Raw genomic sequence first — 23,334 nt, 5'->3', positions numbered from 1 at the left:
AAGGGCCAACTCGATCAGCAGCGGCAGAATGCCGATAAGCGAGATCAACACCCGCGCCACAGTGACGAGCAAAAACAGGATTGTTCAGAGGATCGACACTGCCCCGACTTGACCGCCGGGTGCCATGGCATTGGCGTTCTCTTCTGCGCTATAATCGCCTTGTCCGCGGTGGTGCCAAATCACTTTGGCAGAGTTGTTTATCGCACCTTGAACCGATCCAACTTGCACACCTTCGTCATCGCTGATGGTCGCGCCCAGCGGGACAATACCACCGCCCGAGCCAGCACAATCGCCCAATGTTATCTTAACGCGGCCGTCAGCTCCGAACCCGAAGCCATGGCTCACAATCGGCATAACCGTTGGGTTTCCCCTTTTGATCGGGTTACCCCCAACATGGTCTTGGTGTTCAGCAAAAGGTCCAGTTTTTCGACGGTCCCTTTCAACAGTCTTTCAACGCTTCCCATCTTCTGAACCTCTCGAGTTCCTCAATGAATGCGGGCCGTGGCGCATCATGATCGCGGGGAGGTTTCATATCGCCCACTCTGACTGTGCGACAACGGCGGCCATGTAAATTGTGATCGTCGCGCATGCACTTTGCTGATGGCTCTGGCGAATTATGTTTCCTGCGCCACAGATCGACGAAACAACATCAGGCTCATCGCCAGTAGGGCCCCGCCCAATGTGGTCATCCAAAGAAACTCGGGCCAGACTGTTTCGAAACCAGCCCCCTTGAACACGATTGCTTGGCTTGCCGACATGTAGTGCCGCGATGGCAGGATCAGGGTTCCGACCTGCAGCCAGTCCGGCTGACCCTCGACCGGTGTCTCGCCCCCAGACAGCATTAGCATCGGCAGGATAACGAGCATCACCAGAAGCGCGAATTGCGCCATGGATTGCGCGAGCGTGGCAAGGAAAACGCCCAAAGCCGTTGCGGTAAACAGAAACAGCGCCGTGCCCAGCAAAAAAAGTGCCGCTGATCCGGCAATTGTGATCCCCAGTAGGCCCTGCATCACAAGAGCGAGCGATAGTGCAGAGGCGATCAACACGACTGCGGCATTGGCCCATATCTTGGCCAACGCTATGTCGAAGGGCGAGAGCGGCATGGCAAGCAGGTGTTCGATGGTTCCATGCTCGCGTTCTCGGATCATGGCCGCGCCAGTCAGAATTGTCGTCAGCCACATGATCTGACCGATCAGCGCCACGATACCGGCGAACCTGACCGTGTCGCGATTGGGATTGAACGCGCTTCTTATCACCAATTCGACCGGAGGCGCGGTTGCGAGATCCGACCCGATTGCAAAGCGGTGGATTTCGGCGCTGAGGATGTTGACGATGTAGTTTGCGCCGATGCCGGCCTGTTCCATTGCAGTGGCATCTATAGACACCTGTATTTCGGGCGCGCGCCCTGCGCGTACGTCTTTCTCGAAACCGGGCGGAACTGCCACGACGAACAGAAAGTACCCGGCGTCCATCGCAGCCGCGCCTGTCCCCGGTTCAATGTGAACAACGTCCTGAAATTCGGGTGGAAAGAAGGCTGCCGCCAATGATCGGGACAGGTGCGAATGGTCTTCGTCTGCAAAGGCGATGGATGCGTTGTTCACAGAGTTTGCGACGCCTGTCGCCTCCATCACGGGGGCGAGGGTGAAAGACCAGACCAACAGTGCCATCATGACCCAGTCGCGGCGCAGGCTCATCACCTCTTTCAGACCGAGCCAGAAGATCGAATAGAGCCGTTGCATCTATGTCTCCTGTCCACGCAACAGAAGAGTGGCAGCCGCGGTCAGCACGGGCCCGAAACAAGCCAATGCCAGAATGTCCGGACCAAGCGCCTCCCAGCTCAAACCCTTGGTGAACGTGCCCACATTCAAATGCAGAAAGTAGGATGACGGCCAGAGCGACCCAATGGTCTGCGCCCCACCTTCGAGGGTTGAAACGGGCTGTAGCAAGCCCGAGAATTGAATGGTCGGCACAACCGACGCTATGGCTGTGGCAAAGGTTGCCGAAACCTGGCTCGACGTCATGGTTGCAATCAGCAAGCCGTAGGACGTGGTCGCCCAGACATAAAGCAACGCGCCGATAGCCAACGGTACGGGATTGCCTTTGAGTGGGACGCCAAAGATCACAACCGTCATAACCGCAAGCAGCAGAAAGTTCGCAAATGCAATGGCGATGTATGGGATCTGTTTGCCGATCAGGAACTCCAGTCGCGTCGTCGGTGTCACATAGAAATTGGTGACTGAGCCCAGCTCTTTCTCGCGCGCGACGCTGACGGCCATAAGAACGGCGGGCAACATGATCAGAAGGATGGCGGGCATGGCCGGGGCCATGGCTGCGATGCTTTCAAAGCTTTGGTTGTATCGAAAGCGTGGCTCAATGCGTGCGATCTCGGGTTGCTCAATGCCATTTTCGCGCGCCAGTGAATTCAGAAAGGTCTGGTGCAATCCAGCGACATATCCTTCGACCGTCTCGCCCTTGAACGGGATGGCGCCGTCCACGATGGCGAGAACCTCGGTCCGCTCGCCGGTCCGCAGCTTGCGCCCGAAATCGGGGGGCAATTCGACAACAAGTGATGCGTCACCATGGGTCAGCCGGGCTGCCCCTTCGCTGGCGCTGTTCAACCGTGTGGTGGGCTGGAAATACCTGGACCCTTCGATTTCCGAGACATAGGCGCGGCTCTCCGGCCCCTGTGAAAGATCCAGAACGGCAAATTCCAGTTCTTCGATGTCCAGCGTGATCCCATAACAGAAAACGAGCATCAGCAGCGCTGACCCCAGGAAAGCGAAGGCCAGGCGCACGCGGTCGCGCAAAACCTCGACCGTCTCGCGCCTTGCGTATGCCAGCGCGCGGCCGACGCCGCCCATCCCTGTACGCTTTGCGCTGACTGGCACATCAGGGGCGGTCACAGGTGTAGGCGGGTCGGCGCGCTCCAGAATGGCGATGAACGCCTCTTCGAGCGATCCGGCGTCTTCCTGGGCCATCAACGCATCTGGCGTGTTCTCGGCCAGAACGCGGCCTGCGTGCATGAAAGATACGCGGTCGCAGCGTTCCGCCTCGCCCATGAAGTGGGTGGAAACTAAAATCGTAACGCCATCACCACGAGACAGCTCAACGAGCAAATCCCAGAAGGCATCTCGAGCCTCGGGGTCCACGCCTGATGTGGGTTCATCCAGGATCAGAACCCGTGGTTGATGAATGACAGCGACGGCCAGAGACAGCCGCTGCTTGATACCCAATGGCAGTGTCGCGGCAAGGGTGTGGCGGTGCGCGTCGAGTCCAAAACGCTCGATAAAGGCTTCGATCCGCGTATCCTTGTCCGGGATGGCAAAGATTCTTGCGTGGAGTTGAAGGTTTTGCAGCACCGTCAACTCGCCATAGAGCGAAAAAGCCTGACTCATATACCCGATTTCGCGCCGCAATTTCCGGTTGCGCGACTCGACAGGGCGGCCCAGCAAGCTTGCCTCCCCTTCGCTGATGGGCAGCAGCCCGGTCAGCATTTTCATAGTGGTCGATTTCCCGCAGCCGTTCGAGCCGAGAAAGCCAAAAATCTCCCCGCGATGGATCGAGAAGTCGACGCTGTCGACGGCTACGAAATCACCAAAGCGTCGCGTTAACCCTCGCGCCGTGATGATGGGTTCCGTGTCGAAGCTATGAGCAGGCGCCGGGTTTGGGCTGACCTGCGGTGCTTCCTTTTCCCGCAAGCGGCGATACGCAGTTTCGAGGTCGTCAGACTTCCCTTTCAGCTCCGCTGGGGTCCCGTGGTACAGGATCTGTCCAGCGTCCATCGCGACAATTCGGTCGAATTGTTCAGCCTCATCCATATAGGCGGTCGACACAAGCACAGTAAGACCCGGTGTCCCACTGCGAATGGCGTCAATCAGCGCCCAGAATTGACGGCGGGACACGGGGTCAACTCCAGTTGTCGGTTCGTCCAGCACCAAGAGCACCGGATCGTGGATCAGGGCGCAGCAGAGGCCGAGTTTCTGTTTCATTCCGCCCGACAGCTTTCCCATCAACCGATCGGTAAAGGGGGCCAGACCGGTAGCAGACAACAAAGATGCGATGCGCGCATCGCGTTCTTCCTTGCCTTGACCGAACAGGCGCGAAAAGAACTCGAGGTTTTCGCGCACGGATAATTCGGCGTACAGGTTCCGGCCCAAGCCCTGGGGCATAAACGCGATTTGGGTACAGATCCGGCGCCGGTGCGCTGCATTGTCTATTGGCCCGCCCAGTACCTCGATGCTGCCCGACTGCAGTTTTTTGGCGCCGGTTATCAGGCTCAGAAGTGTCGATTTGCCGACTCCATCTGGTCCGATAAAGCCGACAAGCTGTCCGTTTGGAATATCCAGCGAACGCGCGTCCAACGCAGTGTGTTTGCGGTATTGATGGCTGACATCTTTCAGCCGGATCGCTGGCGCATCGGGCGCGATGCTCATTCGAACAACTCGGCGGGAATGCGCCGTTCCAGGGCTTCGGGCCAGGCGCTGTCAGGATCGACACGAATAACGGCCTCGCCACGTATGCCCGTTTTCACATGTTCAATCCGCCCCACCACAAGCTCTTTGGGAATGCGGACACGGACGCGAAACACAAGTTGCTCGCGTTCGCTCAGTGTCTCGACCTGCTTGGGCGTGAACTGGGCTTCGGGCGACACGAAACTGACAAGGGCAGGTATGGCGAAATCCGGCAACGCGTCCAGAACGATCCGCGCCTCGGCCCCAATGGGCAAAAGGCCCGCTTCTCGCGCTGGAAGAAACACCTCCATGTAGACATTCTCCAAGCTTAGCAGTGTCAGGATCGGACCGCCCGCGCCGACGACCTCGCCCGGCTCGGCCAAGCGGTAAAGCACGCGGCCTTGCATTGGCGCGAAAAGCGTACTGTCCTCAATCTGTGCCACGATCCTGCGCATTTCTGCCTCGGCTGCGGCGATTTGGCTGTCGGTTGTGGCAACCCGCGCCTTGGCTGCGCCCAAAACCGCTTCTGCGACATGGCTGGTGGTTTCCCGCTCTTCAAAAGCAGCTTCGGAGATGTTCTGGCCTGCCAACAAAGCGGTGGCCCGCTCCAACTCGTGGGCAGCACGGCGCTGTTCGGCCAGGCGCTGCAGAACCAGCGCCTGGGCCTCGGCTTTGGTCTGGCGAGCAAGTGCAACCTCTGCCTTGGCGCGGTCCAACGCAGCCGACAGTTCGTCCGTATCCATTTCCACCAGTAGAGCACCGGCTTCAACGAGGCTGCCTTCGGTCGCCACGACGCTCTTAACGCGCCCGGCGATCATCGGTGCGATCTCGACCTGTTCCGCCTCCATCCTGCCATTGCCCTTTACAAAACCAGCGGGCAGCGTTTCGCGCGGGTTGTTGATTGACAAAAAGACAGCAGCGCTTGCGACACCGATGGCCACAAGAATTGCGATGATCGTGTTCTTCATGCTTAGCGCCAAGTTGCGGTTATTTCCGGGAAACCGTGTCGCAATTTTCAACTGCCTGCATTGAGCTTGATCAAGTTGGCGACGTAGTTTCGCCCTGGTCAGACTACAGGAAAAGGGGCAGGCAATAGCGCATCACGCCAATGGCACGTCGGCCCGCTTGATGAAACCACCGCAATTGCGGTTTAATCATGCGGGCTTGTCTTCAGACGATAACCGTTTCGACCGGGCGGCGAAGTGACATCGGCAGAGACGGGGCCCGGCCAAATCGCACAACCAGATCGGGCCGCGCATCCGGCATCCCCAACCAACGTGCAAATTCTGTGCGTATCGCAGAAACCTCGATCGGTTGATTGATGTGCGCAGTTCTAATTCCAAGCGCAGTTCCCTGTAGCGCAAAACGCTCAAAGCTCCTGCCGACATTAATCCAATGCTGTGGATCGGCACGATCCCCGATGAACACCGCGATACCCGCGGAAGACCGGATATGATCGCGATACTTCCGATTCTCGGCGTCTTGAGTGAAAAATGCCTTGAACAAAAGCGGGCCGATCCACTCGGGCACAACCGGGTTGCCCGAGCAGGGTGCAAACAGACCGTCCCCGGTCGAAACAGCCCGGGCTGGGCTGTAGCGCAGCCATTCCCGCAGTTCCGAAACAAACGCGGGATCCTGCATTTGTGCTGTGTTGCCTGCAACAACGAACTCTGAAATGGCATCGCATTGCGCGGGTTCGGTGAAGATCAGAACCGAGACACCGTCTTGTTGCGCGGCTGACTCCAGAAGCCTGATATCGTCTGGAACGACGGGCAGGCCGTCATAGGCAGACCGTGTCGACTGTCGATGCGGTATGGTTTCGTAGAGCGGATCATCACGACGTGGTCCATTGCCAATAGCGATCGCGATTCCGGGTTCCGCACCGCTTTCGACTGAAACGTCGCCAGGCCGACCGTGCACGCCTGTCGCGATGACGAGGTTCTCGGTGGCGCAGCCTAGGCTGACGAAAAGGTGGTGATCGTCGGGGTCGACGACGGCGGTGCGGCGTGACAAATCGGGCAGGATCGTGATTACAGCCTCATCTACATGAAACTTCCATGGTTGGGTGTTGTGGCCGTTCGCAGCAAGCGTCGACATTCTGATCAGATCCAGAAGCGTCGGGTCAGCCGATAGAACCCGGCGTTGACGTTCCAATGTGTCGCGATAGCCATCCAACCGGGGCCAGAAGCCATAGGCGAGCGCACCCGCTGCGGCCATGGTCATTCCAGATGCTATAAAAGTTCGACGCGACAACATGTTTGACCAATCTCCTGTCCAGCATCGTCTCCATACTAGGCAGGACGCCGCGCCCCAAGATTGACCATCGTCAATTCAGAGACGCGGATTGTGATCTTGCTACCACCGTTCGCACGGCCCCGGAATGGTGCCGGCCCAAGCGATGGTGCTAATTTTCTGCCAGTCCAATTCCATGGCGCGAAATGTACGAGGTGTTGTCGAGACTCTGTCAAACAACCGGTGAAGTCAGTTGGATTGAGCATCCATTGCGAAAGGTCGATCCTCTAGCTGGCTTCGCGCTGAGCTATCTGTGCTGTGACAGTGATATCGGACCAGATCGGGAGATGGTCTGCGCGATCCGGGCAAGGTCACATTGCGCAACGCCTGCGTCGCGCAACTCGCTCCGCTGGGACAGTGCAAAACCATCCAACGCCGCGACGGGGCGACGGGCGTGTCAAGAGCGACCGGGACTGACCGTTTTGAAACGGTCGGCAATCTGCTCGAAACCCTTGGTGTCAGACCGTAAATTGAATTCGCCCGCAATTGCGCAGGCATCGTCGGTCGATGTCGCTTGGCGGATTGCGTGCAATTGGGCGCGCCGGTTTTTGCGTGGCGATTACCGCTGGGGCCATTTCGGAGATAACCACCAAACACTGAAGGTTTGATCATCGGTTTGGCACTCGCCCTCACGGATCATCCCGAGCCAGTGGATGTCAAGGGCGCCGGCAGCGCGTGCATTACCTCCACAGCAAAAGCCGAAGCTGGTTCCGAGACACGGAAGTCGCTTCTGACACTAGCCGCGCAAGAGAAATGTCTCGCGATAGGGCACCTTCGATTTCGGTGGCCAAACGACTTCATTGTCCCGAAACTTGTTAGCCGGCTGGGAATGTTCCGCTGTATGGGGTAAGAATGGCCGGTCTGTCCGCTGCATGACAGCGTCATGTACTATGCAACTGCGGGAAATTTTGTGCTGCGAGCGCACGCAGCACAATAATCGAATTCACGGTCTGGGCTCTCTACCGCCGTTGGACCAGACGCAGCATCTTAATAGCGGGTGCTGATGCTCGTAATGAGCACTGCCATACCTGCCATTCATTGGCTCACGGTCTGCTGCATCGCGGCTTCACCGAACCGGTCCTTCGCCGCGCGCGTAAAACCTGGAAATGACCGAACTCATAGTCTGCGGGGCGCAGCTGCCCCTCGCACTCTTTGCGTCGATGTCCGGTTTTCAAGCTGGTTGATGTCATCCCGTGATGTCCAGGTCTGAGAAACATCAAGTCGGGCGAGTGGGTAAACTGTATTTTCAGAAAAATTTGGTCTCTCCTTGGAGCTGATATGCTGTCCATATCAAGACGAGATTTGATGGCTGGACTTGCCGCCACGTCCGCCGCGGCGCTGTTTGGCAGCGGTTATGCAGTTGCATCCTATCGGGAGACGACTGCAGCTGCGCATGCGCGCGTTGCTCAGAGAAGCAGGATGTTGGAAACACGTTTTGGTGCTCTCGAATACGCCATCCAAGGTCGTGGAGAGCCGTTTTTGATGGTCCATGGAACTGGAGGCGGTTTCGATCAAGGTCTGCGCTTTGCCGGTGGATTAATATCAAACGGCTTTGAGGTCATCGCACCGTCACGCTTTGGATATCTCCGCAGCAGCTTCCCACCTGACCCATCGCCCCAAAACCAAGCGGATGCCTTTGTGGATCTGTTAGATGCATTGAGCATTGACCGAATTCCGATTGCCGGTGGCTCAGCTGGTGCGTTGTCGGCTGCTTACTTCGCTCTTCGTCACCCCGAGCGTTGTTCGCACTTGGTACTTATCGTTCCCGCTATGAATCTGACCAATCGTGACCCTGTCGAATTCACCCGAATGGAACACTTCCTTGTCCAGAAACTCCTTACGTCAGACAGCTGGTTTTGGGCAGCTTTGAAGCTGGCGCCAAACCAACTGTTCGGCACACTGTTGGCGACTGATCCAAACCTGTTGGAGACCGTGTCTGCTTCCGAGCGTGAAAGGGCGAACCTCGTATTGAATGAACTGATGCCAATCAGTCTGCGCGCACAGGGGTTGGCCAATGATGGAAAGTATGCGGGACAGCCAACGGACATCGACTTTTCAAAAGTGGAAACGTTATCACTGATCATTTCTGCCGACGATGATCGTTTTGGAACAGCACATACGGCACGCGTCATTTCCCAAAGGATGCCTGCAGGGCAACTGCTGATGTTTCCTAATGGTGGCCATCTCTGGCTTGGACACGACAAAGAATTGTTGGATCAGATAACGGACTTTGTCGGACGCAATAGAGGTGATCGTGCTAACTAGTGTTTACGCACCGGGAGCATTCATTCAAGACATTCGCTGCGTCGCAAAAATGACGTCACGTTGGGCCAATTTTGGCCCAATGCATCGGCAAAAATCATGCCGAAAGATCCGTCGGATAGGGCCCTCTTCAATGTTTATAATGTAGGACCCATGGTATCCAGAGAACGGCGCGGTGAATGATCCGTGCTGCCCGGTGGCTTCGCCAGGTGCATAGGCCAATCCAAAATCGTTTGGGTAGTCAGCGGCATCTTCTGTCGATGGGTGACCGTGAAAGTCGTAATAGACCCTATCATCGAAGGCATTCAAAACCTCCCAAGAATAAACGAACGTTGTATCTGCGGGCACGATGAATTTGTGTTCGGTCTCGATGACTTCACTGTAGAACGGCGCGTCTTCTTGGTGGATCAAGTTCCGAACGGATTGATTGATGAGGTCCGCGTTTGGGTGATGCGCGCCGACGTTGAATTCAAGGACACCTTCAAACGGGGCCGCTTCGTTAATGTCTTGCGCCAGGGCTGTAAGTCCGAGTTTTCCGCCCAAACCTGTCGGGTCGATTCCGTATTCCGCAGATAGAATGGCCATCACCAACACTGCGCCACCGGCTAGTGTGGATGCTATTATTATTGTCATAAGCGTCGTTGAATATCTCCGTTATGTAGCGAAGTTTCCGACCGACTGCATGCCAAACAGCACCAGTCCAGCTGCGAGGAGGGCGACATTTGCACCCGTCGCGATGCGTATGAAATCAAGCCGCTGTCGTAGCCACATGAGGCCAACAACCAACACGATCAGCGCAATCACCTGTTCGATCTCAACACCGACATTGAACACCAGCATGTTGATGATCAAACCGTCGGGCAACAGCGTCAGGTCTTGCAACTTGCTCGACAGGCCCAGCTCATGGACAAGGCCGAACCTGAAAAAGGCTGACTTGGGATTGATCAGGCGGAAGGTCTCAGGGTTTTCCAGCGCCTTGTAGCGAACTGACAGGCCGGTGACTGCGTCGATCAGGGAGGTGTTGATGTATAACCCTGACAACACCCCGAACAGCAAAGTGATGGAATGACCGATCGGAAACAGGCTGACAAAGGTGACACTGTCGCGCAGCCGCCTCTGGAAAAAGATCACCCCCGCCAGGACAAGGAGGTGGTCGTATCCAGTGACCATATGCTTTGCGCCCAGATACAGGAACGGGCCGATGTTGATGCCTGAAGCGCTCGCCAGAAACCCTTGGTCTTGGGTCGCAACACCGTGTGCAGATGTCGCCGTGGCCAGGGACGCGGCTAGCCCGAAACTCAAAAAAGCACGGATTTACAGGTCTTTGACATAGGGAATGAACCGCCCCAGAATGATGACGCAAGACCAAAACATCAGGGACAACCACGCCACGATGTGCGCGCCGCTGGTAAGATCAGCAGAGGCAACCCCCGCATCCATTTGCGGTTTGATGCGCCGCACAAAATAGGCAGTGTTCAGGCCAGCCAAAACGATCAGGCCCATCTTGGCCCAGAACGCATAGTTCACGAGGTATCGGTCTGAATCTCCGACAATGAACAAAAGCCCCGTGATCAGATTGACCGCAAATCCCATAAGCGCAAAGCGCACGAACAGGTCGACCTCATTGATAGGCACGGACCGCGCCAAGCCAACGATGCGCAGATCCACAACGAGAAGCGAACCGAACAGGAGGCACAGCCCCATGAAATGCGACATTTCCAACAGAGGAAAAACAAACCGGGTATCCATCATAAATCCGCTGAACGCCGTCGCGTTCAGGGTGTCGGTGACCCAAGTGAGCAACGTATCCATCACGTGCCTCCTTACGCCAAATAGCCGATCAGGCGGCCTGAAATGATAGCTGCGATCCAAGTGGCCATCGCCATCCCAGCCAGTCTGCGGAGAGCCAGCGAAACCTCGTCCGAACGTGCAATGCATATCCGCACGAGCCGCCACGTAAGCATCAAGCCGACCACAACCAGCACAAGTTTGGTTCGAAAGGCCCAGTTAAAAAATAACTCGGATGCCCCATCCAAAAACAAGGCTGTCCCCGACAGCAGGTTCGGAACAAATCCACCGACTGCCACGCGCCAATAGGGGGACAGTGCAGTCACCGGTATGTTGGGCGCAAACCCCAACACGCGGATCGTCAGCATAAAGGCAATACCAACCATCGTGGCCATACCGACGGCATGCAGGGACAGCACGATGGGATAGCCCCACATTGTGCTGGAAACCGTCGTCCCAATCAAAGAGTCTTCGAGCCAGAAGAGCGTTTCCATCCAGAGAGCTTTCTGCTGTTTCAGTCCCGCATCGCGTCTGCGGAACGCGTGTTTTGAGTAAGGAAACCTTCGCTATTCCGTCCGCTCGTTCGTGAGGTCATCACAGACGTAGGGATCATAGGGGGCTGCAGTGAGCGTTACTTCGTCTGCGCCCTCGAATGGTGCTGCGAGGTATACAGGGTCGATGAACGCGTATTCACGCGTCAGCACAGTGCCATCGTCGCTCAGGATGAACTGTTCGGTTACGGTCAGCTCCTCACTGTTTTTGACAGCTTGCGGTCCACCGCGACCTTTAGGCCGCTGTAGGTGATCAGCCACTTCTTCGTCGTCAATAGCAAGGTGCGCCCGACCGCCAACAGGGGCCATGATCCAGCCTTCATCAAAGCCAGTCGTCGTCACATCCAAGGTGTCGCCGTCCCATTCGCCCACAGAATATCCTGCGCGGTTGGGCACGAGATCTTCGGGCATATGGCTGCGATCAAGATGGATGGTGCGAACCAAATCCATAAAGCCGTATGTCATGATGATTTCGGTGTCTGACTGCGCGATAGCATTCACCATCCCGTTAAACACCCAATCCAAGGCGATGTTGGTTATCTGGCAATTGAACCGCGGGTTATCGGCCGGGCTTGCAACGGCAACCGCAGCCAAACCTGCGTCGGTCAGCGTTACAGTTGACCGCCCGCCGCGCCGTTCCCGCGGATTGGCCACCGCCCAGTTGCCATCAATGTTTGGGGTTCCATCTTCGCGCTCGATCTGACGCTCCGCCGCAATGATGGAACCATCATCGCCAAACGTGCTGTGGCGGTCTGCCGTCACACCGTTTTCAAAAATGATCTGGTTCATTTGGCAGGTTGTTGGGTCGTCGCGATCGGGGAATCCGTTTATGGTGATTTCGCTTCCGATCTCAAACATCTCTTCGGTCCAGCCGCTGCGCTTCATATTCGATCCGGACTCCATCGCGCAGCGCATATTTGTCACTTCACCTGCGTCGTCGATGACATCGAAATAGACATAGGCATGCGGGTTCACGAGCCGTATGCGCGTGATCTTTCCCGTCACATCGTATGAGTATCTCCTGTCTTGTGCGTTGAAACAACTGCGTTAATCGAAGAGCGCGCGGTTCCGGTACAGATACCAGATGCCCCAGGCCGCAATTATCCAGGCCGCTCCCGGTATCAGGATGCCGCTCATGGTCATCGGTGCATGGGTTATCCCCGTGCGTGCATAGAAGAACTGCGAAGCCCACCAAATGGAGGGCCAGTAGAGGGTGATGCCAAACACGACCCAGCTGGCCACGGCTCCGTAAAAACGCATGCCGATCAATCCGATGGCCGCAACGACCAATAGCGGCAACATGAGGATGGTATCCACCAGCCCGATCGCCCGATTGACCTCCACAATCACGGGGTCAACAAGCGCGCGGGGTTCCTGCAACCCCCATTCCGCAACCATGTCGAAATAGAAGACGGCCAGCGTCTGGCCAAAGAACCAGATGACGGTGCTGAAGATATGAAAGGCGATGAGTGCGACCACGCCAATCGGACGTCCTGATTTGGTCATATTGTCCTCTCTTTCCGTTTGTGGTTCAGAAGGTGATCCTGCTGACGCGGAGCGTTGTATATGCCAGCGCGAGCACGCCCCATCAGACAAAGAACCCCCAGAAATAGGTGTAGTAGCGCAGCGCGCCGAGCGCGGGGTCGACGTGCTCCTTCTCCGCAAACCGCAGGAAAATGTTGATGCAGAGCGTGCAGGCACCTGCCGCCCCGAAAAGCACGAAACCCCACGGCTGACCAAAAAACGTGCCGATGCCGCCGAGCACAAAGAGCGGGAGAAAAAACAGGAAATTGTCCACACGGCTCCCACACTAAAGCGGCGATGAGTCTCGTCCCGCCAGTCTTTCCCTTCACCGATCATCAGGTCCTTTGGCGACTGGCTGCCCGGGGCCCGCACAAAAACGACGAAGATGTAGGTCAGAATGCCATGGGTGAGCAGGCCGAAAGCGATAAGCGCCCATGTGATGATCGTCGGGTCCATTGGGTCCTGCCTTTCCGTTCGTGATAAAAAAAGGCCAGCTCAGCCGGAACGTCCTACTTGGTCGCAACCCAGCTAAAATCCATTATTCCGGCGCAATTGCTAAGGGGATGCGGATGAGGCATTTCCAGCTTGTGAGACCGATAAAGGATCGCATTGGCAGCCGATTGATTTTCGTCAACGCCAGAGACGACCAGCAATGATCTGCCGTTTTTCGTGTCGCAGCAGTTGTTCAATTCAGGCTGCGAACAGCCCTCGCCAAGATGTCCGGTTTGCCACGAGCACGCATGGTATGAGCAGGGAGATGAACAGGAACGATCCTCGCGGGTCCACGCCTCGTCCATCACAACGACATCGCCCGCGCTAAAACTCCGTCCCGCCATGGCACCATCAGTGGCCGCGACGTATTGTTTGAGCGTAACATTCTCTTGAAGCTGTACGTTTGCAAAGGGGGTCGCCTTGCAAAGCACTCCATCAATCATGACGTCCTGAGGCGGGAAAATGCCTTGAGCTGGCCACTGGGATAGAAAACCGTCCGGGTGCCTTTCGCGCCGCCTGTGCCTGAGCAGATGTATCCTTGGCAGGCCGCGTCAGTGGCGAATGACACGATCAGTCTTTCAGGCCGTGGCCTGACCCATGAACTTGCCGCAACTATTTCAGTTCCCATCGCGTATGGCTCGGCAAGCAAGCATGTCTCCAATGACCAGTCGGACCCGAAATGCGCCCAAGCGTCTCCCTTGCAAACGAACCCTCCAACGCTGCTGTCGAACTTCAGAATACCGACATGCTGGCCTGATTGCTCATTCAGGTGGTACGTGGTGAATGTATAACCTCCCCGCTCGACGTCGCCGTCCGCTGCGAGGCAACTGGCAAGCAGGCTTGCCACAACGACTAGCTTTGCCAGAGCGATCATGCGCTTATGTCGATCTCCAATTTGGGTCCACATTGCGGTCAGATGTCGGAGTGTTGCGGCTTGACTAAAAGCCAAAACTGGCAACCTGACTGCGTCTACACTTCAACTTGATTTGGCTGCATGTGCGGCCACTTAGGTCTCGCGGCCCAGGTAGATATGCCTGATCAGCCTGCCTGCGGCTTGAGCGTGCCGTGGGTCGGAAAAAACTCAAGTTCATCAACGAAATCTGGCGTTTCCTCAGGCACCATCTCGATCACAGCGTTCCCTATCTCACTGAGCGCTGTGAGCGTAATCGTCCATGTTACATGGGTCCTGTCGTTCCCCTGATCCACGACGTCGATCCGAGTATGGTCAAGAAGGTCGCCTCCATCGTGAACCATGGTGGCCTCAAGCAGCGTGTTCGGCTCAACCCTTGACAAGATCCAAAGCCCCGCAGCCAGAGCATTCGATGAAGGGGTGCGAGAGACGGCCAACGGTTCGCCGTACCCTGTGTCAGTATAGATGAGATCCACTGTCCAACCGTTGATCCAGTCCGCCTCTCGGGTCGGACAGAGCTGCTAGAACAATATGTCGGGCGGCGCGCTGTATTCCTTTTGAAACACCAGCACCTTGCGCTGGAATGGCTTTCCCTTGGCCAGAAAACCGGCGGCGATTTTCTCTGATCTGATTGTGTCGCAGGATGGCATTTAACACCTCCTTCGGGTCAGAAAAGAAAACTATAAAGTGATGGGTGGGGCCTAACGCTGCGATAGCCGGCCTGCGTTGATTTTCACCAATTGCTTGGTCGAGCAAATTCACTGCCTGCGGTCGTAATGATGGCGGCAAACAGCTGCAATGCAGACCTCGGGAATAGCCGCCTGAAGGGCAGCGCAGTCCTGCAGAGGGGCCGATGGTTGATGGTGCAGCTAGGGTCCAGAGAGAGCCCAAAGTGCCAGAAATCTACGGGGCCGCGATTGTCGGTTTCTGCAGGATTGTACGATGACATCCCAACTCATTTTTAGGTAGCCCATGATCAGCAGGCCGTGACACCGGCCGAGGACGTTCAAAACATTGGAACGACGGAAATGACGTCTCCATCCGTTTAGCAATCATCCGTAGACTTGGAGGTTATCATGAAGACCCTAAGCACGACCTTGGCTTTGATCCTTTTTGCCGCCCCGGCGGTTCAAGCAAATGTAACGATGATCGTTGACGGCGATCAGCGCTGTATCACATCCGATGGCTTGCCCGAACACGACACTGGCCCTTGGAGGGAAGGTGCCGTCGTGGTGCCGCAGGAACATCAGTTTTGCATGGATGCGACACCCGAACTGACCGACACCATCACCGATAGGGTCCGTATCTCGGGTATTGCTGTCACTGGTATCCCACTGCGTCCGGGCACTGCGGAATACTATGATCCGACCTCTGAACGCGGATATTCGCGCGATCCATCCTCGGGATGGAATGTGGAAGGCATCGGCGGGCTGATCATGGATGCTCAGAACGCGCATGTGGACGGTGACGGGATGTATCATTATCACGGCATTCCGTCGGCAGTGACGGACGCGCTAGACGGTACGCTGTTTGGCTATGCTGCGGACGGGTTCGAAATCCACTATGTGGGGGATGCGGCACAGTCTTCTTGGCAATTGAGACTTGGGGAACGCGAATCCGGTCCCGGCGGCGCATATGATGGTACCTATGTTCAGGACTACGAATTTGTTGCAGGGTCCGGTACTCTGGACGAATGCAACGGGGCAATGCTGGATGGGCAGTATGTCTATTTCGCAACCGAAACTTATCCATTTTTCCCGCGCTGTTTCAAAGGAACGGTATCGAGTGACTTCCTAGGCGGGCGCGGCGACCGGCCTCCACGCGGCAACGACGGCTGACGTCTCGCGGCAGCCCTTCAACTTTGTGAACTGAAGGACAGCACAGTTCGTGGTTCGGCCCTTGCGGAAGCGACAATGCTGCACCCTGCATCAAAGCTGTCCACCGTCAGGGGTTTTAAAGACCAATGGCAGCCTAACCTAAGCGAGACTTTGGCTCATCTGGTTGGTTTGATTATGCGGCGGGCTTAAGGACGATAACGCGTGCCACGAGAGGGCTTCATGCCCTTGTCGCTCAACCATTCCGCCAGATCGCCCGAAACAGAGCTGGACCCATTGTCGCTGAGCAGGCGTGGTTTGTGAACGGCCTGCAGCTGATCACAGCCGGATACTTGCAGTGCGAGACCCAAGGCGTCGGTCACGTCTTCCGTCCGCAGGTTGGTGCGGAGCGTTCAGGCGACGATGTAACGGCTGTCATAGTCGAGGACTGTACTGAGATAGAACCAGCCCCATCCGAGAACCGTGATAATGGTGAAGTCTGTTTGCCAATCCACCCGATCAACCGGGACAGAGGGCCTGTGCCGCATCTGACATTGGCGTAAACGGACCAAAGGATCGGCCCCGATGTCCCATGGAATTGCTGCAATTATTGTGGCAGCTCCTTCATTCCATGCGGGCGAAGGGCGTTGTCAAAGACGCTTTGTTTTGTTTGGACGGCGGATGTTGCGGTCTTGATATCATAGCCCTGCATTTCGTCCTGAATGTCTGGCAACGACAGCACCGCGTGCGCAAAGTCAGCGCCCGGTTTTGCAGGCCCTGACAGGAGTTTGCGGATCGCAGCCGCAGCCGGAAGGATCGGGATGTTTGGCCCATGATCCTGACGGGCGACCAGAGCCCACTTCGTCAGTGTCATTACCCCGCCTGCGTCCAGACCGCAGATGTCCACCAACATGCCGCCAGAGGATGATGTTGGGATGCGGGTGATGCGGCGCGCTTTCAAAAGCAGCGGGATCAATGCGTCGAGTGCGCCGATGATCCCGCGTTTGCGCAGCGCCGCGAGCGCTTCGATCCCGCGTTGTTCAATGCCGGACTCCAGCCCAGCGGAGAACGACACGCGCGACTGCACGTTCAGACGCGGGCCAAGGTATTCCGCATCGAAGGTTTCGACCACCGCCACCCGGCGGCGCCCGAGGCCCGGCACATCAATCCTTTTGGTATTTTGCCAGCCCGTGGTTTTCGACAATTTGCCATTGGTCCATAGCGGCACATCCTTGCCGGCGTAGCTCAGAATGGCCTCGATGACGGACCGGCCAACCTCGCTTTTGCCGCCGGGTGTGATGGCGATATCGATGGTATCGACCCGCTGCCACCCGTCGGTGAGATGCTTGGCCACGCATGTCGACAGGGCCGGGGTGGAGCTTGCGCCGGTGAGAGCGCTGACCCCGTTTCGCCGTGCCGTTGCATCCAGCGCTTTGGCAAATCCTGCAAGGTAGTCGCGCGCATCGGCAAGGTCGATGAAATGCGCGCCAGCCTCCAGCACGGCCTGCGCGGTCGCGTAGCCCGCCCCTTGAAACGGGCCGGAGCAATCCACAACGATGCGCGGTTGGATGTGATCAAGCTGCTCTTGCAGATTGACCCGAGTGTCCAGCTTGACCGGGCGCAATTCGGCCTGTGGGTGGGGCAATGACCTGATGAACGCCGCAGCCTTTGCAACGCTTCTTGACGACACATAAAGGACAAGGTCGGGCTGTCTGGACAGGTGGCGCACCAACCGTTTCCCAAACACGCCGGTGCCGCCGATGATCAGGATGCTCTGTGCCATCACAAGACGAACCTGTGGCGCTGTTCGGCAGAGGGGATGATGCACGCATCCGTCTTGCCAAAGAGGGCGTAGCGATTGCGTGCAATCATCCGGTACGCCGCATCGCGCAGGGGGCGTGGGATAAAGCGGCAGAGCCGTGCGATCCACCCGAGCCGCTTCAAATGCTGTGCCAATGCAATCACGGCATCCGAGGCTTCGAGCGCGGTACCCTCTTCGATGAACAGGAAGGTGGTTGGGTCGTCAGGGTCGATGTCGTGCTGGCGGGCCAACGCACGGCCTTCGCCCGATTGGATGGCGACAAACCGTATGGTCGCGTCCTTTTCGTGACGCAGCGTGTATTGAACGCCACGGCTGCACAGCAGGCATTGGCTGTCAAAAAGCCAGATCGCGGTGTTTTGCATGGCCGTCATTCCTTTGCGTCCTGGAACTCGGCGTCCTGGCTCAGGACGTTGCCAAACACGGCATGGCGCAGCCGCATCGAGAACCGAAACCGGCCAGCGCCCAAGTCGTGATGGCCAATGACAAGGTCTCCGGGCGCAATTGGCTTCGGGATTTTGATGCGTTTGCCAAAGACCGACAGGAAATAGTGATCGCTCTTGAACAGGAGTGCGCCGTTCTCTTCTACAACACGCAAGGCCATGCCGATCCCGTAACCGATGTATTCTTCGATCCCGGTGACACCTGCGAACCGTTTGGAACTGTGGATCATCTGAGGAAAACCGGAGGCGCGACCATATTGGCGGATCCAGAACTGGCCGCGGCCTGCAATGTCTTCGGTGACGATCACGACGGCGGGTTTTCCGACACAGCTGCGGTCATAGGGCAGCGGGGCACCAATCAATCGGGTCGCTTGGGCCAAAACCCAACCGGACCAGTTCATGTGCATGTGGGTCACGACGCCCTGATACGCGACGCTGGCACCACCCCGCACACGCTTGCCAAAACGGCGCCGGACGGCCGCGGGCAACTTCATCCAGCTTGCGTGCCCGAGAAGATCACTGAAACGGTGATCCTCCAGCGGCAGTTCGGGATGGGGCACAGGGCAGACTTGCATGATCGTAACTTTCGGGAAGAACTGGGAACAAAGGGCGAGGTGCGCCCGCTACTCAGATTTCTTCCCGGTGATGGAGAGCAGGGAAATCACCTTGTTGCCCATCTTCATCAGCATCTTCAGCTTGGATTTCGGAACACCCAGCATCTGGTCGTACCAAGTGTCCACGACATTCAGGAAATCCTGCATGTCTTTCATACGGGCGAGGGCGACCGGATCCGGGTTGTCTTCGGTTTCGGCTGCGGCAACGCAATCGGACAGCACCCGCATTGCGGGGTCAATTTCACGTTCCTTGCGGCCCTGTGCGACGCGCGTCGCTATCTCCCAGACATCGCATTCTGCCTCGAAATGCTCGCGCCGGTCGCCGGGAATTGGCACGCGACGGATAAGTTTCCAACTGACGAGCTCCTTGAGTGAGTTCGACACGTTTGACCTGGCAATGCCCAGCCGTTCGGAGATTTGTTCGGCGTTCAAAGGCGTTGCGCTGAGGTACAGGAGGGCCTGTATCTGCGCCACTGATCGGTTCACGCCCCATTGGCTGCCCATATCACCCCAGTACAGGATGAATTGGGTCTGAGCGGGAGATTCGGTGTATGCTTTAATTTCTGTCATGACAGAAATATCTGACATTGCGGTCAGAAAGTCAACAGACACGCATCCAGCCTGTGATTGATTGCATTGACGATGGCTGGTGCGTCTTCAAGTTCATGACCAAGATGCTATGACGTATTGTCGCTCTTGGTGTGGCTACGTAGAAGCTGGACGGCTCGCAGGTGGCTGCGGCACATCCTATCCCTCGCGCTTCACACCAAATGACAACACGTAGACCACGCTATCTGATCAATTGAGCGATCTGGCCCGGTTTGGGTTGCGCAGTAATGTTTTGTCGGGCGAGGGGGGAACGTCAATGCGTGTCACGAGAGAGGGCAGGCGGGCATCATTGGTGCGATGATGGCTTTCATGCTATCCTTTACCCATTGCTGAAGTTTTTCTTTTGCCCGTGGCTTGCCAAGGCGATTTGAGATGCGCGTATTTTGGAGCTTTTTCCTGGCCATTTGCCTGCTGGTCTACCCGGCGGGGCATGCGACGGCGCAGTCCACACGCGATGGACCCCGTGGTGCCGAACCAATTCCAGGGTATTCAGGCCTTTATGTCGCCGATGCCTCCAGGTTCATGGCAGGTGCTTTTGTGGTGGTCATGCTGACACGGCCCACGGATGTTCAGGATTTTCTAGGAAAAGTCAAAACCTGCTCGTCGACCCGAGAGGTTGTTGCGCGGCTAAGACGCGAAGACCTTAATACGGCGCTTATTCGGTTTCCCGAAGCCTCCACCGCGTTAAGAACTGGCGTGTGTGATGTGTTTATTGGCGGCGACTTCGATTTCGCTCAACTCAGCAGGCGGTTGGACGCGGGCAGCACGACGTCTGACACCGACAGGCCAAATCCGGATGACGATGTCGGGCGCAACGACAACGACGATGATGTCCAACGCGTCGATAGAACGCCCCCGACGATCGCGCCTCAGGCGCAGGTGGTGGAAGGCCAGGGCCGCACCGCTGCGGTCAGAGCACGGATTTTCGATGCCGAAAGCGGTATCCAATCGGTCTTTCTCGTCTACCCGGATAACAGCCGCGTGCGCATGACCGCGTCTCAGGGGGCGGCCACTTATTCTGCAACAGTCAATCTGCCGCGCGATTTCAACGACCAGACCGCCACGATTTTGGCGACGAATTCTGCGGGGCTGACGGCGCGCGCGACTGTCACGGTGAGGTTATTGCCTTGGTGCGGCCCGCGTGTGGCCGTGAGCAATACGCTGGTCAGGGAGGTGCAGGAAAACCTTGCCTGTGTCGGCCAATCGCCGGGAGGAAGCGACGGTGCACTGGGACCCAATACGTGTACGGCCATTGGCGGATATCTTGGTGGTCGAATGGACATCTTCAACGCGGGTCGTATCCGATGGGCCGACCTGCGAGACGAATTGAGCCGCGCATGCCTGGCCGTTCAGCCTGTGAGACTGGATGTTCCGGCCGTGATCGAAATTGATGCGCCCCGCACAAACGTTCGCATTGGTTTGCTGCAGGCCGGGCCCACGAGATCGATCCGCATCACAGGGCCGAGTATCAATGACCAGATACGGCAATGGCGTGGGCAGCCGCTTTCGTTCGATTTGCAGATGCCGCAGCCGGGCGAAACGGCGAGCTACCGGGTGCAGGCCCTTGGGCCAGAAGGAAATGCGCGCGACACTGCGGCTTTCCGCCTGATCCGTCCGCCTGTGCAGATCAATGTGAGCCCTTCGGGCGTGGTGCGCGTTGATACGGACCGCGCCGAATTCAGAGTAACCATCCCGAGCGGAGCTTCCGCCGTTTCGCAAATCGAAGCCCGCATGCGCGGTGCGGAGGCGGTTGGTCAGTTTTTTGACGGCGGTTCGGAAATTCTGACACTCCCATCGCCTGAGCAGGGCGAGGCAGAGAGGGTGATGTTCGTAGCGCTCGATCGAAGCGGTCGCACGCTCGCAGAGCAAACTGTGACTCTGACCCGCTCGGAGCCGCCCGTTCCGCCGCGCCTGACAGTAGAAAGTGCGGCGGGGCAAATGGTCGACGCGTCGAGTGTGCAACTGAAAATCGTGCTGGAACGCGCCGGGGCGGTTTCGGAGCTGATCCTTCGGCGAGCGCCGGACATGGTCGAGTTGGCGCGCCGTCCTGTTGGAAACGGGCTTTGGGACAGCTCCCAAGAAATGCCACCGCCCGGCGAGGCGTATGTATTCCACGTGCAGGCTGTCGACCGCAGCGGCAAGATACTTGCAGAAGACGCTGTGCGCGTTGAACGCCCTGCTGTCCGTCTGGAAGTGCGGCCAACCGGACTGTTTGAGGCGGACACAGACGTCATGACCGCAGAGGCGAATGTTACGACCGGGGCGGACTGGATAGAGACCATAATAGCGCGCGCCGCCGGTGGCGGATCGGATCAGCCTATGCGGGCCCAGAGCGCCGTGCGACAGGGCAGGGCGGAGCTTCGGATCAATATGCCGGAGCCGGGCGCAACACAGCCTTTGGAAATCATGGCGATGGGCCGCGATGGCAGGGCCTATGCGTCCGCCCGGATCGTGCTGGCCCGCCCGGCCGTCACGAGACCTGTCCGACTGCTCGTCACTTCGCCGGACGGGTTCGAGGTTGAGGCAAGTGCCACGCGGCTCTCGGTCGAGGTTCTCAACCCGGCGGACACCGCGCTGATCGTTGTGACAGACACAGGCACCAACCAAGTGCTGGCGCGTGGTCGCTTTAATGGAGCCGCCTGGCTTGGTGAGATCAACATGCCTGAACCCGGCCAGCGCCGTGAGCTCATGATCGAGGCGCAGGACGCTTCTGGCCGAACGCTTTCAAATTCGCAGGTGATGCTGTTTCGACCGGCCACGGCGGGGCTTGGCGTTCCGCCTTGGGTTTGGATGGGTGGGCTTGTTCTGGGGGTGATCGGCCTCGGGCTCATGGTTGCACGTCAGCGCGGCTCCCGGCGCATCGGCACAACGGGCCCGGAGATATACGCGCCACAACCACGTCTGCGTGTCGTCGCTGAACCCGACCGGGACCCGTGCATCACGCTGGAACCGGCGGCGCCCCCAAGCCTCGCGGTGCGCATTGAAGCGGATGACATGCCAGCGGTCGAGATAGAGTATGAAGAGGACAAGGAGCTAGATCCATGACCGTCACAGCCGTCGAAGAGGGTAAAGTTTTGTCCGATGAGTTGCCCGAAATTCGTATGAAGGAACTGGCTGACGCCGTGGGCGACACGTTGTTGAAGGGTGAAGGGGGGCTGAAGCTCAAAGCCATTGACCCCGACGGGTCAACGTTGAAAACCGCCGTCAAAAAGGCGGTCGACGACGCGCTCTCGATCTCTCCGGTGAAAGCATTGCTCAAGGCGTGGAAAGGGTTGGAGCAAGTTGGCACACTTATCGGAGACAAAGGTCCCGAGGACGACAAACCCCGACAGGTATCGATTGCCAGCCACAGTCTTAAGGCCAAATTCACCCCTCATATCGTCATCGAACTGGAAAAAGCCATGGAGCTTCGCAAATTGCCGATCCCCGTGAATTTCACCTTGAAAGTCGAAGGTTTGATCTTGACCGTCACCAACCGCCAGATCACCGCGATTGCCGCAGGTCGGGCCAAGCCCACGGTGGACGTGAAAGTCGAAGGCACCACGATTTTCAAAGAGTCTTTGCCGACCATCAACCTGCCGTTGGAGGTCAAACCGGAGATGGAAGAACCGCAGGCCGCGTAGCCTCAGCCTGTTTTTCCAGTGTGGACGTGTCACCGCACAAGGTCGCAGGTCAATTACAGCATTTCACACATTGTTTGCCGCCGGGTTTCAAATCGACATGCGCGCGCTGAAAAGCTCTGGCCGATGGTCGCCGCGATAACGG

21 protein-coding genes and 2 pseudogenes are annotated in these 23,334 nt (G+C 57.4%); 4 read left to right on the top strand and 19 right to left on the bottom strand.

Annotated elements, in window-relative coordinates:
• Positions 1 to 614 precede the first annotated feature (614 nt).
• From Q1A32_RS12225 to Q1A32_RS12210, 4 genes are all read right to left on the bottom strand, one after another.
• Positions 615 to 1,739, bottom strand: coding sequence for an ABC transporter permease (locus Q1A32_RS12225; RefSeq protein ID WP_299653504.1), 1,125 nt, complete (start codon positions 1,737 to 1,739; stop codon positions 615 to 617).
• Positions 1,740 to 4,433 (bottom strand): ribosome-associated ATPase/putative transporter RbbA, encoded by a 2,694-nt coding sequence (gene rbbA, locus Q1A32_RS12220; RefSeq protein WP_299653501.1) that lies wholly within the window; start codon positions 4,431 to 4,433, stop codon positions 1,740 to 1,742.
• Positions 4,430 to 5,419 carry an HlyD family secretion protein gene (locus Q1A32_RS12215; RefSeq protein ID WP_299653498.1) on the bottom strand — a complete coding sequence of 330 codons (990 nt, stop codon included), beginning with the start codon at positions 5,417 to 5,419 and terminating at the stop codon, positions 4,430 to 4,432. The genes rbbA and Q1A32_RS12215 overlap by 4 nt, the downstream gene beginning before the upstream one ends.
• A 202-nt stretch (positions 5,420 to 5,621) precedes the next feature.
• Positions 5,622 to 6,674, bottom strand: coding sequence for a Tat pathway signal protein (locus Q1A32_RS12210; RefSeq protein WP_299653495.1), 1,053 nt, complete (start codon positions 6,672 to 6,674; stop codon positions 5,622 to 5,624).
• 1,374 nt (positions 6,675 to 8,048) lie between these two features.
• Here Q1A32_RS12210 and Q1A32_RS12205 point away from each other — a divergent pair.
• Entirely contained in the window at positions 8,049 to 9,008 is a 960-nt protein-coding gene (locus Q1A32_RS12205; protein ID WP_299653493.1) for an alpha/beta fold hydrolase, read from the top strand.
• A gap of 24 nt (positions 9,009 to 9,032) precedes the next feature.
• Here the strand turns inward: Q1A32_RS12205 and Q1A32_RS12200 are convergent, their stop codons facing one another.
• From Q1A32_RS12200 to Q1A32_RS12155, 10 genes and pseudogenes are all read right to left on the bottom strand, one after another.
• Positions 9,033 to 9,590, bottom strand: coding sequence for a hypothetical protein (locus Q1A32_RS12200; RefSeq protein WP_299653491.1), 558 nt, complete (start codon positions 9,588 to 9,590; stop codon positions 9,033 to 9,035).
• Between the two features lie 69 nt (positions 9,591 to 9,659).
• Positions 9,660 to 10,307, bottom strand: coding sequence for a HupE/UreJ family protein (locus Q1A32_RS12195; protein WP_299653489.1), 648 nt, complete (start codon positions 10,305 to 10,307; stop codon positions 9,660 to 9,662).
• Positions 10,308 to 10,319: 12 nt separating this feature from the next.
• On the bottom strand, positions 10,320 to 10,817 hold the full coding sequence (locus tag Q1A32_RS12190; protein ID WP_299653487.1) for a DUF6644 family protein: 498 nt from the start codon (positions 10,815 to 10,817) through the stop codon (positions 10,320 to 10,322).
• An 11-nt stretch (positions 10,818 to 10,828) separates the two neighbouring features.
• Entirely contained in the window at positions 10,829 to 11,287 is a 459-nt protein-coding gene (locus tag Q1A32_RS12185) for a hypothetical protein (RefSeq protein ID WP_299653485.1), read from the bottom strand.
• A gap of 72 nt (positions 11,288 to 11,359) precedes the next feature.
• Positions 11,360 to 12,364: pseudogene (locus tag Q1A32_RS12180) on the bottom strand (DUF6152 family protein); the annotation flags it as partial.
• A 27-nt stretch (positions 12,365 to 12,391) separates the two neighbouring features.
• A complete protein-coding gene (locus Q1A32_RS12175) occupies positions 12,392 to 12,850 on the bottom strand; it encodes a hypothetical protein (RefSeq protein WP_299653483.1) in 459 nt (152 codons plus the stop codon).
• Positions 12,851 to 12,932: 82 nt separating this feature from the next.
• Positions 12,933 to 13,142, bottom strand: a complete 210-nt coding sequence (locus Q1A32_RS12170) for a hypothetical protein (RefSeq protein ID WP_299653481.1) — start codon at positions 13,140 to 13,142, stop codon at positions 12,933 to 12,935.
• A gap of 235 nt (positions 13,143 to 13,377) precedes the next feature.
• Positions 13,378 to 13,803 (bottom strand): hypothetical protein, encoded by a 426-nt coding sequence (locus Q1A32_RS12165; protein WP_299653479.1) that lies wholly within the window; start codon positions 13,801 to 13,803, stop codon positions 13,378 to 13,380.
• Positions 13,804 to 14,398: 595 nt separating this feature from the next.
• Positions 14,399 to 14,746, bottom strand: a complete 348-nt coding sequence (locus Q1A32_RS12160; RefSeq protein ID WP_299653477.1) for a hypothetical protein — start codon at positions 14,744 to 14,746, stop codon at positions 14,399 to 14,401.
• Between the two features lie 45 nt (positions 14,747 to 14,791).
• Entirely contained in the window at positions 14,792 to 14,920 is a 129-nt protein-coding gene (locus Q1A32_RS12155; RefSeq protein WP_299653475.1) for a hypothetical protein, read from the bottom strand.
• A gap of 426 nt (positions 14,921 to 15,346) precedes the next feature.
• On the opposite strand from Q1A32_RS12155, the gene Q1A32_RS12150 reads away from it, so the two are divergent.
• Positions 15,347 to 16,108 (top strand): YHYH protein, encoded by a 762-nt coding sequence (locus tag Q1A32_RS12150; RefSeq protein ID WP_299653473.1) that lies wholly within the window; start codon positions 15,347 to 15,349, stop codon positions 16,106 to 16,108.
• A gap of 218 nt (positions 16,109 to 16,326) precedes the next feature.
• On the opposite strand, the pseudogene Q1A32_RS12145 reads toward Q1A32_RS12150, so the two are convergent.
• From Q1A32_RS12145 to Q1A32_RS12125, 5 genes and pseudogenes are all read right to left on the bottom strand, one after another.
• Positions 16,327 to 16,593, bottom strand: a pseudogene (locus Q1A32_RS12145) (DDE-type integrase/transposase/recombinase); the annotation flags it as partial.
• A 98-nt stretch (positions 16,594 to 16,691) separates the two neighbouring features.
• Complete coding sequence (locus tag Q1A32_RS12140) at positions 16,692 to 17,867, bottom strand: saccharopine dehydrogenase family protein (protein WP_299653471.1); 1,176 nt, start codon at positions 17,865 to 17,867, stop codon at positions 16,692 to 16,694.
• Positions 17,867 to 18,268 carry a thiol-disulfide oxidoreductase DCC family protein gene (locus tag Q1A32_RS12135; RefSeq protein ID WP_299653469.1) on the bottom strand — a complete coding sequence of 134 codons (402 nt, stop codon included), beginning with the start codon at positions 18,266 to 18,268 and terminating at the stop codon, positions 17,867 to 17,869. The genes Q1A32_RS12140 and Q1A32_RS12135 overlap by 1 nt, the downstream gene beginning before the upstream one ends.
• 5 nt (positions 18,269 to 18,273) lie before the next feature.
• Positions 18,274 to 18,921, bottom strand: coding sequence for a DUF4166 domain-containing protein (locus tag Q1A32_RS12130; RefSeq protein WP_299653467.1), 648 nt, complete (start codon positions 18,919 to 18,921; stop codon positions 18,274 to 18,276).
• Positions 18,922 to 18,969: 48 nt separating this feature from the next.
• Positions 18,970 to 19,530 carry a GbsR/MarR family transcriptional regulator gene (locus Q1A32_RS12125; RefSeq protein ID WP_299653465.1) on the bottom strand — a complete coding sequence of 187 codons (561 nt, stop codon included), beginning with the start codon at positions 19,528 to 19,530 and terminating at the stop codon, positions 18,970 to 18,972.
• Between the two features lie 411 nt (positions 19,531 to 19,941).
• On the opposite strand from Q1A32_RS12125, the gene Q1A32_RS12120 reads away from it, so the two are divergent.
• Both Q1A32_RS12120 and Q1A32_RS12115 read left to right on the top strand, forming a co-directional pair.
• Entirely contained in the window at positions 19,942 to 22,614 is a 2,673-nt protein-coding gene (locus tag Q1A32_RS12120; protein ID WP_299653463.1) for a hypothetical protein, read from the top strand.
• Entirely contained in the window at positions 22,611 to 23,192 is a 582-nt protein-coding gene (locus Q1A32_RS12115; protein WP_299653461.1) for a hypothetical protein, read from the top strand. Before Q1A32_RS12120 ends, Q1A32_RS12115 begins: the two co-directional genes overlap by 4 nt.
• The last annotated feature ends 142 nt before the right edge of the window (positions 23,193 to 23,334 follow it).

Source organism: uncultured Tateyamaria sp. (assembly GCF_947503415.1).
GTDB lineage: Bacteria > Pseudomonadota > Alphaproteobacteria > Rhodobacterales > Rhodobacteraceae > Tateyamaria.
This window is presented reverse-complemented; position numbering and strand designations above follow the sequence as displayed.